Source organism: Bradyrhizobium sp. Kon56, from assembly GCF_055807635.1.
Genome location: NZ_JBVVOU010000013.1, coordinates 56,392 through 70,588 on the forward strand (window position 1 = coordinate 56,392; position 14,197 = coordinate 70,588).

A 14,197-nucleotide genomic window follows, 5' to 3' on the forward strand; every position below is an offset into this window, starting at 1 on the left:
ACACAATGCGGCTTCCGTTCTTCTACGGCTGGGTCGTGGTCGCGGTGACCTTCGTCACCATGGCCATCGGCGTCAACGCGCGCACCGCCTTCTCGCTGTTCTTTCCTCCCATCATCTCCGAATTCGGCTGGGAGCGCGGCGTCACCGCGGGCGCCTTCTCCTTCGGCTTCGTCGTGTCGGGCATGGTCAGCCCGCTGATCGGCCGGCTGATGGACCGCGCCGGCCCGCGCGCGGTGATGGAGCTCGGCGTGGTTCTGATGGGCGGCGGATTGCTGCTTGCGCCGCTCACGAGCCAGCCCTGGCATCTCTACGTCACCATCGGCGTCATGGTCGGTGCCGGCTCGGTGTGTCTCGGCTATTCCGGACAGTCGTTGTTCCTGCCGAACTGGTTCATCCGCACGCGCGGCCTCGCCATCGGCATCGCCTTCGCCGGGGTCGGCATCGGCTCGGTGACGCTGCTGCCGTGGGTGCAGCACTTGATCGAAGGGACCGGCTGGCGCACCGCCTGTACGGCGATGGGCCTGATGATCCTGATCGTGCTGGCGCCGATCAATCTGTTCCTGCATCGACGTCCCGAGGATATCGGCCTTCGGCCTGACGGCGATGCGGCCCCGGCCGCAGGCGCCGCAAAACCCGCCTCCAACGTCGTCGATCCCGTCTGGGCCGGGACCGAATGGACACTCCGGAAAGCGGTCGCCACGACACGGTTCTGGTGGATCGCGCTCGGCTATTTCTGCGGCCTCTACATCTGGTACGCGGTGCAGGTGCACCAGACCAAATTCCTGCTCGACATCGGCTTTAGCCCGGGTGTCGCGGTGTGGGCACTCGGCATCGTCAGCCTGCTCGGCATTCCCGGCCAGATCCTGCTCGGCCATGTCTCCGACCGGATCGGGCGGGAATGGGTGTGGGCGATCAGCTGCGCGGGTTTTGCGATCTCTTTCGCGGCGCTGATGGCCCTGAAATTCCAGCCGTCATTGTGGCTGGTCTATCTCATGGTGTTCACGCAAGGCGCGCTCGGCTACGGCCTGACCTCGATCATGGGCGCGGTGGTGTTCGAGATTTTTCAGGGCAAGCACCAGGGCAGCATTTTCGGCACGATCATGCTGGCAGCATTGGCCGGCGGCGCCGCCGGTCCCTGGGTCACCGGCTTGCTTTACGATCGGGCCGGCGACTACACGCTCGCCTTTGGAGTTGCCATTATCGTGAGTGGGCTGTCGGCGCTCTCGATCTGGCAAGCCGCGCCGCGCAAGGTGCGCGCCGTCGCCGGCAAGCTTCAGGCGGGAACCGGCGCCGAATAGGTTCCGTGCGCGCCCAATTACCTTCGTTTCTTTCGCGGAATGTTAATCATGTCGCGTCTTGGCGCGGTGCGAGGGGACTGCAAAAACGACTTGGACACCATGGTGGCGCTAGCGTCGGTTGCAAATTTTCCCGATGCCTCCGGGTCTAGCGATGTCCGCCTCCGATTGTGCCATGACAGAAACTCCGGAAGTGCTATTGGCCGCGCTCGAACGCGCCGACGAGGGCATCGTCATCGTCGACAGCGCGCATCGCATCACGCATTTCAATGCCGGTGCGGAGCGGATCTGGAAACTCGCACGCGTTGATGTGCTCGGTCACGACGCCGAAATTCTCACCCTCAAATGCCTTCAGGCCGATCCGGTTGCAGAATTCCGTGACGAGATTAGCCTCGTGCGAAACGACGGCAGCCGCATCCGGGCGGCCATCTCGCTTTCATCCATTGCAAGTGAAGGCATCACCTATCGCATCGTGTTCGCGCGCGACGTCACCGCGGATGCCGAACGCCGCGCCAGGATCGGGCTTCTCCACGCCGTCTCCGACCAGACCAACCGCGCGGTGCTCATCACCGACACCGACCAGAACATCGTCTACGTCAATGCCGCCTTCACGACGCTGTTCGGCTACACCAGCGAGGAAGCCGAGGGCCGCCGTGCCAGGGGCCTGCTCGCCGGCCGCCACACCGATCGCAAGGCCGTTGCGAAGCTCGTCAAGCGCCTGATGGAGGGTGGCCACCGCGGCGAGGTCGAGATGCTCGCCTATGACAAGGACGGCGAGGAGATCTGGGTCTGCGCTCGCATCGATGCCTTCCGCGACAGGAAGGGCCAGGTCAAGCACATCTTCGCGCTGCTCGAGGATATCACCGAGACCAAGCAGCTGCGCTCGCTGCAGCAGCTCATCATGGGCGCGCTGGCTGACGAGGTTCCGATCGGCGAGATCGCCGACCGGCTGTGCCGCCGTGTCGAGCAGATCGCGCCCGACGTCGTCTGTTCGCTGCTTCATATCGATGCCGCGGGCCTGATCCATCCGCTCGGCGGCCCAAGCCTGCCCGAGGACTATTCCCGCGCACTGGACGGCGTTGCCATCGGCCCCAATGTCGGCTCGTGCGGAACCGCGGCCTTCTACGGCGAGCCGGTGCTGGCGACGGATCTGGAGACCGATCCGCGCTGGCAGCCGTACAAGGCGATGCCGCTCGCGATTGGCCTGCGCGCATGCTGGTCGACGCCGGTCAAGGCCAAGGACGGACGGGTCATCGCCACCTTCGCCTTCTACTACCGGGAGCCGCGCGCGCCGAGCAATTGGCATCGGCGCATCGTCGAGGCCTGCGTCAATCTCGGCGCTTTCGCGATCGAGCGCAAGGAAGCGCGCGCCGAGATCGCGCGGCTCGCCTATCACGATATCCTCACCGGCCTGCCGAACCGCGCGCAATTGCGGCGCCTGATCACCACCGCCATCGATGCCTGCCCGACCGGCAGCCACGTCGCGCTGGCCTTCCTCGACGTTGATCATTTCAAGGACGTCAACGACACACTCGGTCATGCCGCCGGCGACGAGCTCCTGATCCTGCTCGCGCAGCGCCTGCGCGAGCAGATCGGGCCCGAGGACATGCTGGGGCGGCTCGGCGGCGACGAGTTCGTGATCCTGCTGCCGCAGCGCAACGCCGAGGGTGCCGAGCGCGTCGCGGCCGGAATCACCGAAGCGCTGGCCGCGCCGCTGCGGCTCGGCTCCAGGCAGCTGCAGATGTCGGCGAGCATCGGCGTCAGCCTCTATCCCGATCACGCCACCGACATCGACACCCTGATGCAGCAGGCGGACGCGGCCATGTACATGGCCAAGCAGGCCGGCCGCTCGACCCATCGCCTGTTCAGCGCCGAGATGAACGGGCTCACCGAGCAGCGGCTGGCCTTGATTGCGGCGCTGCGCCGCGCCATCGCCGAGGGCGCGCTGACCCTCCGCTATCAGCCGCAGATCCGCAGCTGCGACGGCGCGATCCATGGCGTCGAGGCGCTGGCGCGCTGGCACGATGCCGAGCTTGGCGACGTCTCGCCGGCAAAATTCATCCCACTCGCCGAAGAGTGCGGCCTGATCGAGCAGATCGGCCTGTGGTCGGTGCGCGAGGCCTGCCGGCAGATGGCGAGCTGGCGCCGCGCCGGGCTGAACATTCCATCTGTGTCGGTGAATCTGTCGCCGATCAATTTCCGCAACGTCACGCTGGCCGCGCGGCTCAAGGACATCCTCGCCGAATACGATCTGGCGGCGGATGCGCTGATGCTCGAGATCACCGAGGGCGCGTTCATGCAGGACAGCGTCGCCGCGCTCGAGACGATGAACGCGATCCGGGAGCTCGGCGTCGGGCTTTCCGTGGACGATTTCGGCACCGGCTATTCCAGCCTCAGCCGGCTCGCCCATCTGCCGATCCGCGAGCTCAAGATCGACCGCAGCTTCATGCGCGACATCGAGCGTGACGCTGGCGCGCTCGCGATCGCCACCGCTGTGGTGCGCGTCGGGCAGGGCCTCGGCATGACTGTCGTCGGGGAAGGAGTTGAGACCGAGGCGCAGCGCAAAGTGCTGGCCGAGCTCGGCTGCGACGTCGTGCAAGGCTTCCTCTACGCGCCCGCGCTCGCGCCCGTAGCGTTCGAGCGCTGGCTGATCGAGCACTGCGCCGAGCAGGCGCGGGCGATGCTCGCCCGTCTCGACATTGCACCGGCCGGCGCGACCGAGGTGAAGCGATCGGCGTAGAGCATCTGCCCTCGGAGCCGCCACAGCAGCAACGACTGGCTAGTCATCGAAATCAACCAAACGCGTTACTTCGATCGTGTCTGGTTTGATTTTGCTCGGCATTGACGCGGCAATGCATAGTGAACGGTCAGCAGGCTTTCGTTCCTGTCATCGAAAATCAAGTGATCGGTCAAGGCCATTTCCGCGCGCATCGCGTTGCAGCAGAAGATCATCCATCGATTGAACGTGGGCAGCTGGCTCATGGACCGGTAAAGCTCGCCACACTCGATGGTCAGGTTCGGCCGGCCTTCCGCGCTCGCCAACTCGAGCCGGGATCGAATCTCTTGCCGGAAACGATCCGTTGAAACCATGCGACTCCGATAGCCGAAAACCTTTCTGAGAAGGGGATCAGCCGGCCAATAATGAAATCGAGCGAGGAACCCCGTCAACTCAGACGTCAGGCCGCGTGACCATAGAGCAATGCCAACACAAAGATACAGCTAATAAAGCCGATCGGATTGATGCGCTCGTCTCGCTATTGGGTGACGGCGTTCCTATATGCTCGAGATCACCGCCCGCCCTTGGCAGTTATCGGTGACTGAGAGCATTTCGCTCCCGCCTCAACCACGCAGGCGGTCGCATGTCCGATATCCCAAAATACAAATCTCCTGGACCGATTGGTATCTCGGGTGCCGGTGCGGGTCGCTGCGTCGGCCTGCATGCAGCGGAATCCATTTTCAATTGATCTGCGGCAGCGATCTCGCACGCAGATCGTCAGGAGGTTTACGTGGCAAACACAGCAACGATCCGAAATTCGAACGGACTTCCGGCCACATTCACGGGATCGAAGACCGGGCAGGACGACGCTCCGTTTGTCTTCGTCAAGGTCGGCGATGAAGAGCGCCGCATGCGAAGGGCCGAATGGGATGCGCTTCCGCCCTGGACCGGTCCGCGCCCGGCACGAACAGCCAACGACTGATCGCACAGCCTTGGGGAGGCCCGCTTGACGGTCGAACATGCCATCGTGCGAACCAAGCCGAAGCCCTGGGGCAGTCTCGATCTGCGGCCCTGGAGTGAGACGTCGACGAGCGACGGGCCGATCGGGGAATTGTGGTTCGAGCGCCCGGGTCTTGCTGCGCCCAAGACGACGTTGCTGCTCAAAATGCTCTTCACCACCGAGCCGCTGTCGATTCAAGTTCATCCGGATGATGCGTTCGCGCGCTCGATCGGGCTTGTCAATGGCAAGACCGAAGCCTGGTATATCGTCTCCGCGATCCCCGGCGCCCGGGTCGCGGTGGGATTGAACCATTTGCGCTCCGCCGCGGAGTTGCGAACCGCGATCACTGATGGCTCCATCGCCGATATCGTGGATTGGCAGCCGGTTCATCCAGGCGACGTCATTTTCATTCCTGCTGGAACGATCCACGCGATCGGCGCCGGCATCGTGCTCGTGGAAATCCAGCAGCACAGCGACGCCACGTTCCGGCTATTCGACTATGGACGAGAGCGCGAACTGCACATCGACCATGCCGTCGCGGTGGCGACGGCAGGCCCACGCCAGATCCAATCGCCGTCCGAACGCCTGAGCGGCGCGCGAACGGTCCTCACGGTCAATTCCTATTTTGCGCTGGAGCAGACGGACCTTGCTCCTGGCTCCGTTTGGATGCTCGACGCACCGAAAGAGACCTGGCTGCTGGCGATAGAAGGCCAGGCCCAACTCGGCTCGACGAGGCTGGCGCCGGGGGACGCGATCTTCCTGGAAGCCGACCATGCGGAAATCGAGGTGGGCGCGAACGGGTTGAAAGCGCTGCTGGCCTATCCCGGCCCGAAGATAAACCCTGCTGCGCTAACAGAGCGCAGTGCCGCGAGCGCCAGTCTCGCACCGCACGCCTTTCCCGGCACCCTGGTCCCGTCTCCCTTCGAGACCGCCACGCTCAAACAATCGGAGACGCCAAATTGGCTGCCGTAAATCGTATCGCATTCATCGGCAATTCGCTTCCCCGCCGCTGCGGCATCGCGACCTTCACTACTGACTTGCAGAGCGCCGTTGCGGCGTCCCGGAGTGATCTGGAGACGGTCATCGTCGCGATGACCGATCACGGCCAGGTCTACGATTATCCTGCCACCGTGGGCCTGGAGATCAACGACGACAGGCAAGATGATTATGTCCGTGCGGCTGCCTATCTGAACAGCGGCGGCTTCGAGGCCGTTTCGCTGCAACACGAATTCGGCATTTTCGGCGGCGAAGCCGGATGCCAGATCATGGCGCTTCTGTCGCGCCTGACCATACCGATCGTGACAACCCTGCATACGGTCTTGTCCGAGCCGACCGAGGCTCAGCGCGACGTCATCACGCGCATCGTCGAGTGCTCGTCCAAGATCGTCGTGATGGGTGAAAAAGGCCGGGAGTTGTTGCGCTCCGTCTATCACGTGGCTGACGAGAAGATCGAGATCATCGCGCACGGCATCCCGGAATTTGCGTTCGTCGAACCCGACGCGGCCAAGGCTGCGCTCGGATTCAGCAACAAGTCGGTCATCCTGACCTTCGGATTGCTGTCGCCGAACAAGGGCATCGAAGTCATGATCGATGCGATGCCTTCCATTCTGAAGACCCGACCCGACGCCGTTTACGTCGTCCTCGGTGCGACGCATCCCAACCTCGTGCGCGATCGTGGCGAAGCCTATCGTGAGTCCCTGATCGCGCACGCGCGCCAGGCTGGCGTCGAGGATCACGTCGTGTTCCTCGATCAATTCGTCGACAAGAAGACGCTGCTCGATTTCATCTCGATGTCCGACGTCTACGTGACGCCGTACCTCAGTGAGGCCCAGATGACCTCGGGCACGCTGGCCTATAGTTTCGGCCTCGGTAAGGCCGTGGTGTCCACCCCGTATTGGCATGCCCGTGAACTATTGGCCGATGGCCGCGGTATCCTGGTTCCGTTTGGCGATGCGGCAGCGCTTGGCGTCGAAATCGCCAAGTTGCTCACCAACGACGTGCTTCGGCAGGCGATGCGCAAGCGCGCCTATTCGAGCAGCCGCGCGATGACATGGGAAAGAACCGCCGAGCGCTATATGTCGGTCTTCGAGAACGCCGGCCGCCGGCATCGGCTCAAGACCATCGCGCGTATGGATACTGGCACGCTGCTGCGCGACAGCCGCGCCCCGCCGGAAATGCAGCTCGGCCATTTCCTGTCGATGTGCGACGACACGGGACTGTTTCAGCATGCCGCTCATAGCGTGCCGGATCGTGCCCACGGCTATTGCGTCGACGACAACGCCCGGGCGCTGCTCGTGGCCTGTGCGCTCAACAATCCGGGTGAAGAGCGGCTGCCGGAAGCGCTGACGGCGCGATTTGCCGCTTTCGTCCAGCACGCCTGGAATCCGGATACACGACGATTTCGCAATTTCATGGGCTTCAACCGCTGCTGGTTGGAGGACAAGGGGTCGGAGGACAGTCACGGACGTACGCTCTGGGCCTTGGGCGTGTGCGCGTTGACCGACGCCAGTTCGTCGCGGCGCTCATGGGCCGCGGCCTTGTTTTCCGAAGCAATGGTGACAGTGGAAGATTTTCGTTCGCCCCGTGCGTGGGCGTTCGTATTGCTGGGCCTCGATGCTTACTGCTCGGCTGTCCCGGGCGATGTCCAGGCGACCCGCCTGCGTGCCGTGCTTGCCGATCGGTTGATCTTGATCTTCGACACCGTGGCAACCGGCGATTGGGTCTGGTTCGAGGACGGGTTGGCCTATGATAACGCGCGCTTGCCCCAGGCGCTGATCATAACCGGTCTTGCCAGCAAGACATCGCGCTATGTCAATATCGGGCTGGAGTCGTTGCGCTGGCTTGTGAAGCGGCAAACCTCAGCGAAAGGCCAATTCCGCCCGATCGGCACGGCGGGGTTTGGCGATCGACGCCAGCCGTCGCAAGCCTTCGACCAGCAGCCGCTGGAGGCCGCGGCGACCATCGCGGCATGCCTCGCCGCGTGGCGGGCCGATCACGATGTCGAGTGGAAAGCCGAAGCCGCGCGGGTCTTCGCGTGGTTTCTGGGCAGCAACGACCTGTCGGCCTCGCTGGTCGATCTGGAGACCGGAAGCTGCCGGGATGGCCTGCACCCCGATCGTCCCAATGAGAACCGCGGAGGGGAATCCGTGGTGTCCTATTTGCTTGGGCTTTCCGAGATTCGGCAAATTGCCCGCCTGAGCGAAAGCCGGGCCAAACCTGCTCCTCTCGTCGCTTGACGGAGCAGGATTACGATTTCCTCCTTCAACCCATCGAGGCCGTCTTGTCGCAATCTCCCTTCCTCAAACGTCAAGCCCTTCAGCTGCGGCCTGATCCGACCCGTGTCATCGTTCGGCCTTTCAAGCCGGCAACAGAGCCGCGCGACCTCAATCCGACGGACAAGACCCGCGCCAACCATATCGTCGAACGGGTCCTCGCGCTCGATGCCGAGACGGCTGACCGGCAATTGGCCGACGTTCTGGAGAATTTCCTCGGCCGTCACCGCAACCTGTTGCAGATATTCGAGACACGCGCCGCGGAAATGGAAGAGGCGCTGGCCGACCATGCTGTATTCACGCAGGTGCAGCGCCAACTCGCGGGCGCCTATTTTCTCAACGAATATTCGTTCGAGGCCTCGGCATTGTTCAATCCGAGTATCGTGCCGCATCCCGATCAATCCGGAACGCCGGAAGGCAGCCTTCGCTTCATCCTAAGTCTTCGTGCCGTCGGCGAGGGTCACGTGTCGTCCCTGACATTTCGCTCGGGGCTTATTGCGGCAGACGGGACCGTGACCATCGACCCGACGGCGCGCCTTGCATCCAGCCCCGATCTCGTCAAGCTGACATCGGGCGCCGGCGGCGACGAGATTGATGTTACATTTGCGGCCGGCCAGGATCTGAGCGAGCGGGTGATTTTCCCGGTCACTGAAGCGCAGTCGAACGGGATCGAGGACGCCCGCTTTGTGCATTTCAGCAACGCCGGCGAGACGATCTACTACGCGACCTACACCGCTTATAGCGGACGGGCGATCCGGTCGGAGCTGATCGAGACGTCCGACTTTGTATCGTTCCGGCTATCGACCCTGAAAGGCAGTGCCGCGCGCAACAAGGGCATGGCGTTATTCCCGCGCAAGATCGGGGGCAGATATGCGATGATCGCGCGCCAGGACAACGAGAACCTCTATCTGATCTTTTCCGAAGACCTCCAGACGTGGGATGGCGGCCAGCCGATTCTGAAGCCGCGATACCCCTGGGAATTTGTGCAGATCGGCAATTGCGGATCACCCATCGAACTCGACGTCGGGTGGCTGCTTCTGACGCACGGCGTCGGACCTTTGCGAAAATATTCGATCGGGGCCGCGCTGCTGGACAAGAACGACCCTTCGAAGGTGCTCGGCCGCCTGCGCGAGCCACTATTGCGCCCGGACCCTTCCGAACGCGAAGGATATGTTCCAAACGTCGTCTACACTTGCGGCGCGATGCGCCACCACGACAAGATCATCTTCCCCTACGCGGTCTCCGACAGCTACTGCAATTTTGCGACCATCGAGATCGCATCCTTGATCGCGGCCATGGACAGGAGCGCATAGGAACTGCGCTGACCGTTCTCGACATCCATCCGGTGGATTGGAAAAGCGTGAAGCGGTCGGCGCAGAACACTGCGTCGAGCGGGTGATTTCCGGGCTCAGGCATCCGGTTGCAGGAACGTGCCGTACTGCTTGGTCGCGGCGACCGCGGCCGCGGCCTGTCCGATCATCCGCATCGCGGCCATCATCGGCCACGGCCCAAGGCTGACCCGCCGAACGCCGACGCGAGCCAGATCCGGAAGTGCGGGAACGCCTTGTGTCACCATGATGTTGACCGGCAGAGGCGTGAGCTGAACGAACTTTTCAATGAGAGCGAGGTCGGTGAGGCCGGGGACGAAAATTCCGTCGGCGCCGGCCTCGGCATAGACCTTCGCCCGCCTTGCCGCTTCATTCATGCACTCGTCCGGCGATCCGAATTTCAGTGGGAACGGATCTGTTCTCGCATTGATGAATAGCTGAACTCCCAGATCTTTCGCGGCGTCGCGCACGGCCTTGATCTTGGCGGCATGGAGTTCGGGATTGACCAGTTGCCGCTTTCCCCCCGATAGCCCGTCCTCGATATTGATGCCGACGGCGCCGGCTTTCAAAATCTCGGTCGCCGATCTGGCGGCGGCCTCCGGGGTGTCGCCATATCCTGCCTCCAGATCGATTGAGACTGGAACCGACACGGCCGCAGTCATCCGCGATACGAGGCCGGTCACCATGTCGAACGGGACATTTTCTCCGTCGGCGTATCCAAGTGCGGAGGCGACCGCGCCGCTGCTGGTCGCGATGGCCGGAGCGGTCTTCGCGATGGCTTTGGCGGTGGCGGCGTCCCAGGCGTTGAACAGGACGAGCGGATCGCCCTTCCTGTGAAGGGCATGAAAGGTCTCGGCGTATTGATGTTGTGTCTTGGCGTCCATTGCGCGCACTCCAGATTAGAAAATCGAAGGATGTTGTGGGCCACCGCCCTCTGCGTTCAGTCAGGCGCGTGCGTCTTGAACCAGTCCATGATCAGGCCGGTGACTTCTTCCTCACGCTCGAGGTGCGGGAAGTGCCCGACATCGGGCAGGACAATCCGCTTGTGCGGCCCCTTGAACAGCGGCTCCTCCTTGACCGAGTACCTCGCTGTCGGATCGTTGCTGCCATAGATCGTCAGCGTCGGCGTGTGCATGTCATTGATCGGCAGCCGGCCCGTGAGCCCCGCATCGGTCAGGCCTCCGTAATATTTCAGCGCCGCGGCCATCGTGCCGGGCGAGCTGAGTGTCTCCTTGATCGAACGGATGTGCTCGGCATTGTTGAATGTCGGTGACCACAGCTTCCAGAGATAGTCGACAAAGGGGAGGCCCTCGGTATTGACCGCGGATTCGGCGCCGGGCAGCTGGAAAAAATAGACGTGGAAGACGGCTCGAACGAGCTCCGGATCCCGTCTGATGCTCGAAATTGTAATCGGGTGCGCGGTGTTCATGACCACGGCGGCCTTGATTGCCGATGGCGCCGTGGCCAGCGCCTGAAAGGTCGAGGTGCCGCCCCAATCCATGCCGACGACGCGTGCCTGTCCGTCGTCGCTCAGCGCCGCGATGAGGGCTTCGAGATCCTTGCCCAGTGCGATCGGATCGAAAATGCCGTCCGCCGGAATCTCGGTCGGCGCATAGCCACGCAGGAACGGCGCGACGGCACGATACCCGGCATCCGCGAAGACCTGCAGCTGCTTTCGATACGACCAGGCATTGTCGGGAAAGCCGTGCAGGAACATGACCAGGGGGCCATCGCCCTGTTCGAGATAGGCGAAGCGCACGCCGTTGGCCTGGACGTATTTCAAGGCGGGTTCGGTGCCCCTGGTATCCGCTTGGGCATTCGCTTGTCGTGCCGCGCTCCGAGTATTCATCGTCATTCTCCATGTGATCGAGCCCCGCGATCCAAATTATGTGCGGAGCGCACATATCGTCAAGTTGTTTTTTGTGCGCTCCGCACATATTGTCGGTGTATGGAAATTGGAATCGCAAATTTGCTGGGGGCGCTTTCGCTCGCCGTCATGGATCGGATCGAGCAGGGCGCGCGCGAGGTCATCGGCCGCGGTGGCGAGACCCCTGCGGCACTGGTCGTCATCGGCTATGGCCAGGGCATGACCAACGACAAGCTGCGGCGGATCCTTGGCCTGTCGCATTCAGGAACGGTCCGGCTGGTGGACCGTCTGGTGTCGGATCGGCTGGTCGAACGTCGGCCCGGACAGGACGGCCGCGAGGTTGCTCTGCACCTGACGGCGAAGGGCGCCGCAACCCGCAACGATTTGATGACTTCGCGGATTTCGGCCGTCGCGTCGCTTCTGGATGTACTTTCGCCGGCCGAAACGAAGCGCCTTGAAACGCTGCTCCATGAGTTGTTGGCTCGGCAGGATACCTCCGAGATGGATCGCTTCACGATCTGCCGCATGTGCGACGACAGCGTTTGTACGAATTGCCCCTTGCCCACGGACAAGGGCAAACGCGCTCGCTAGCGGGCGCGCTCGAGACTATCATCCGGCTTGGGCGCAACGCGCGTTCACATCGCGGAAAGGAACGTCCGGCGTTTCCCCACGTTGTCGGCCCACCAGCACAAGCCGGGCCATACGATGAAGAAGATCGCCACCATCCTTGTCATGCTCTGTGCCTTTCCGGCTGCCGCCCGCGCGGACAGCTGGAGTGGCTATCGCATTCCCGAGACCGGGACCAGCGTCGATATCCCTTCGTCCATCTTCACCGAGCAAGCCGGCCGGCCCGACGGCTATGGCATGCAGTACCGGACCAGCGACGGCCGTGCGGATTTGACGGTGCAGGCCGTTCCCAATGACGGCAGCTCACCGGCCGCTTTCCTGGCGCGGAAGAATCCGCCGGCCGGCATCACCTACAAGCGCATCACGCCGCGCTTCTTCGTGGTCTCCAGCACCCGGGGCGGCAAGATCTGGTACGACCGCTGCAACTTTGGCCGCCGCTACGTGCATTGCGTGCTGATCAACTATCCGGCCGCCGAGAAGCGGCAGTGGGATGCACTCGTGACCCGCGTCAGCCGCACGCTGAGCGGCGGTTGATCCGTTCACCAGCGAAAAACCTGCTCACAAAGAAAAACTGCCCGCAGGTTGCGGGCAGCAGTCTCGTGAGGATGGTTCAGCGCACGTTGGTCGATGTCGTCGACATGGTCGGCTTGGAGCCCGGCACGTGCGACATGGTCTTGGTGGTCGACCCGACCTCCTCGCCCGCCTTGACTTTCGTGCGGGTGTGGGAGCGGCTGAACGTACCACCCTCATGCGCCTGCGCGCGCGCATTGGAATTGAGCACCGGACCGTTGCCCTTGTTCATGCTGGTGCCGGACTGCGCCTTGCCGTTGGCAGACGCGGCGCTGCCGCCCGCTGCAATCGACGAGCCGGTCTGTCCGGAGCCCGACGTCGACGTGCCGCCGGTGCCGAGCGTGCTGGCCGAGGTGCCGCCGGCCGCGGCCGAGCCCCCGGTGCCGCCGGTCATGCTGGTTTGCGCCGACAACGGCGAGGCGGCGGCAAGCAGGAGTGCGACCGACGAGGTCGCGATCAACATTCTCATCTGTGAAATCCTTTTGCTATGGCGACGATGTCGAGATGGTGCAGCCGTTGACCGTGACGGTGCTCGCGCTGGTCGAACCCGGGCCGCCGGCCGTCGAGGACGAACTCGACACGTTGCCGCCACCGGCCTGGACGTGCACCGACGATCCGCCGGCCGAGCTAGAGCTCGACAGCGAGCCGCTCGATGAGGTCGAGCCGGTGGTGCCCGAACCCGATGACCCCAGCGCGGTAATGCTGCCGTCGGGATGTTTTTCCACCGTGACCCGGCAGGTCTCGCCGGACGCGGTCTTGCCGGTTTTCTGCATGGTTTCCCCCGCAGCGGCGCTGCTCATCAAAGTCAAAACTGCGATCGCAACGATTGGTCTGTTCATGCCAGTCCTCCTCAGGAAGGACGAAGGAGCGGCATTGCTGCCGCTCCGCCGGCCGGATGTCAGTCCTTGTCCTTCTTCATCTCGTCCTTGTGGTGGCCTTTGCCCTTTTCCATGCCCATGTCGCTGGCATGTCCCGCGGAGGAGCCGGCCGCTCCCACGGTCGAGCCGCTCTTGCCGCCGCCGGCCGACGAGCCGCCCGTGCCGACTGTCGATGCCGAGTTGGAGCCGGAGCCTGCCGCAGAGCCGCCGGTGCCGACGCTGGACGAACTCTTGCCGCCACCCGCCGACGAACCACCGGTGCCGAGCGTCGAGGCCGAGCCTGAGCCGCTGCCGGAGCCTGCGGCGGAGCCGCCAGTGCCGATCGACGAACTGCTGGTGCCGCCGCCCGCCGACGAGCCGCCGGTGCCAAGCGTCGAGGCCGAGCCCGATCCGCTGCCCGAACCCGCCGATGAACCGCCCGTGCCTACGGTCGAGTTGCTGGTGCCACCGCCGGCTGACGACCCGCCAGTGCCGACCGTCGAACTCGACTGCGCCACGGCGAGCGCGGTACCGGCCAGCAGCGCAGCTGCGGCCGCAGACAATTTCAGAATCCTCATCGCTGTCTCCTCGAATGATCAAATTGCCAAAACAGGCACGGGATAAAGTGGCAAGCTGCAGAAACGTTCCTTGGATCGGTATGAGGA

14 protein-coding genes are annotated in these 14,197 nt (G+C 63.5%); 8 read left to right on the plus strand and 6 right to left on the minus strand.

The window, feature by feature from the left end:
- The first annotated feature begins 5 nt into the window (after window positions 1–5).
- The gene (locus AC0L3B_RS21255) at window positions 6–1,298 is read left to right on the plus strand and encodes an MFS transporter (protein ID WP_473381019.1); all 1,293 of its coding nucleotides are present in this window, start codon (window positions 6–8) and stop codon (window positions 1,296–1,298) included.
- A gap of 151 nt (window positions 1,299–1,449) precedes the next feature.
- On the plus strand, window positions 1,450–4,035 hold the full coding sequence (locus tag AC0L3B_RS21260) for an EAL domain-containing protein (protein WP_473380990.1): 2,586 nt from the start codon (window positions 1,450–1,452) through the stop codon (window positions 4,033–4,035).
- Between the two features lie 65 nt (window positions 4,036–4,100).
- On the opposite strand, the gene AC0L3B_RS21265 is transcribed toward AC0L3B_RS21260, so the two are convergent.
- Window positions 4,101–4,385 (minus strand): hypothetical protein, encoded by a 285-nt coding sequence (locus AC0L3B_RS21265; protein WP_143274173.1) that lies wholly within the window; start codon window positions 4,383–4,385, stop codon window positions 4,101–4,103.
- A gap of 416 nt (window positions 4,386–4,801) precedes the next feature.
- On the opposite strand from AC0L3B_RS21265, the gene AC0L3B_RS21270 reads away from it, so the two are divergent.
- The 4 genes from AC0L3B_RS21270 to AC0L3B_RS21285 are packed head-to-tail and all read left to right on the plus strand — an operon-like array spanning window position 4,802 to window position 9,596.
- A complete protein-coding gene (locus AC0L3B_RS21270; RefSeq protein WP_018454304.1) occupies window positions 4,802–4,993 on the plus strand; it encodes a hypothetical protein in 192 nt (63 codons plus the stop codon).
- 24 nt (window positions 4,994–5,017) lie between these two features.
- Window positions 5,018–5,983 carry a class I mannose-6-phosphate isomerase gene (locus AC0L3B_RS21275; RefSeq protein WP_473380991.1) on the plus strand — a complete coding sequence of 322 codons (966 nt, stop codon included), beginning with the start codon at window positions 5,018–5,020 and terminating at the stop codon, window positions 5,981–5,983.
- On the plus strand, window positions 5,971–8,247 hold the full coding sequence (locus tag AC0L3B_RS21280) for a glycosyltransferase family 4 protein (protein WP_473381020.1): 2,277 nt from the start codon (window positions 5,971–5,973) through the stop codon (window positions 8,245–8,247). The genes AC0L3B_RS21275 and AC0L3B_RS21280 overlap by 13 nt, the downstream gene beginning before the upstream one ends.
- A gap of 44 nt (window positions 8,248–8,291) precedes the next feature.
- Entirely contained in the window at window positions 8,292–9,596 is a 1,305-nt protein-coding gene (locus AC0L3B_RS21285) for a glycoside hydrolase family 130 protein (RefSeq protein ID WP_473380992.1), read from the plus strand.
- Window positions 9,597–9,691: 95 nt separating this feature from the next.
- On the opposite strand, the gene AC0L3B_RS21290 is transcribed toward AC0L3B_RS21285, so the two are convergent.
- Window positions 9,692–10,495, minus strand: a complete 804-nt coding sequence (locus tag AC0L3B_RS21290; protein ID WP_473380993.1) for an isocitrate lyase/PEP mutase family protein — start codon at window positions 10,493–10,495, stop codon at window positions 9,692–9,694.
- Between the two features lie 56 nt (window positions 10,496–10,551).
- A complete protein-coding gene (locus tag AC0L3B_RS21295; RefSeq protein WP_026232712.1) occupies window positions 10,552–11,460 on the minus strand; it encodes an alpha/beta fold hydrolase in 909 nt (302 codons plus the stop codon).
- Window positions 11,461–11,580: 120 nt separating this feature from the next.
- On the opposite strand from AC0L3B_RS21295, the gene AC0L3B_RS21300 reads away from it, so the two are divergent.
- Together AC0L3B_RS21300 and AC0L3B_RS21305 are read left to right on the plus strand one after the other, a co-directional pair.
- The gene (locus AC0L3B_RS21300) at window positions 11,581–12,069 is read left to right on the plus strand and encodes a MarR family winged helix-turn-helix transcriptional regulator (RefSeq protein WP_368507266.1); all 489 of its coding nucleotides are present in this window, start codon (window positions 11,581–11,583) and stop codon (window positions 12,067–12,069) included.
- 114 nt (window positions 12,070–12,183) lie between these two features.
- Window positions 12,184–12,639 carry a hypothetical protein gene (locus tag AC0L3B_RS21305; RefSeq protein WP_473380994.1) on the plus strand — a complete coding sequence of 152 codons (456 nt, stop codon included), beginning with the start codon at window positions 12,184–12,186 and terminating at the stop codon, window positions 12,637–12,639.
- 76 nt (window positions 12,640–12,715) lie between these two features.
- Here AC0L3B_RS21305 and AC0L3B_RS21310 read toward each other — a convergent pair whose 3' ends face one another.
- Genes AC0L3B_RS21310 through AC0L3B_RS21320 form a run of 3 tightly spaced genes read right to left on the minus strand, consistent with a single transcriptional unit; the run spans window position 12,716 to window position 14,110 of the window.
- Window positions 12,716–13,138, minus strand: a complete 423-nt coding sequence (locus tag AC0L3B_RS21310) for a hypothetical protein (RefSeq protein WP_018454312.1) — start codon at window positions 13,136–13,138, stop codon at window positions 12,716–12,718.
- A 22-nt stretch (window positions 13,139–13,160) separates the two neighbouring features.
- Window positions 13,161–13,514 carry a hypothetical protein gene (locus AC0L3B_RS21315; protein WP_026232714.1) on the minus strand — a complete coding sequence of 118 codons (354 nt, stop codon included), beginning with the start codon at window positions 13,512–13,514 and terminating at the stop codon, window positions 13,161–13,163.
- 59 nt (window positions 13,515–13,573) lie between these two features.
- The gene (locus AC0L3B_RS21320) at window positions 13,574–14,110 is read right to left on the minus strand and encodes a hypothetical protein (RefSeq protein WP_018454314.1); all 537 of its coding nucleotides are present in this window, start codon (window positions 14,108–14,110) and stop codon (window positions 13,574–13,576) included.
- Between the last annotated feature and the right edge of the window lie 87 nt (window positions 14,111–14,197).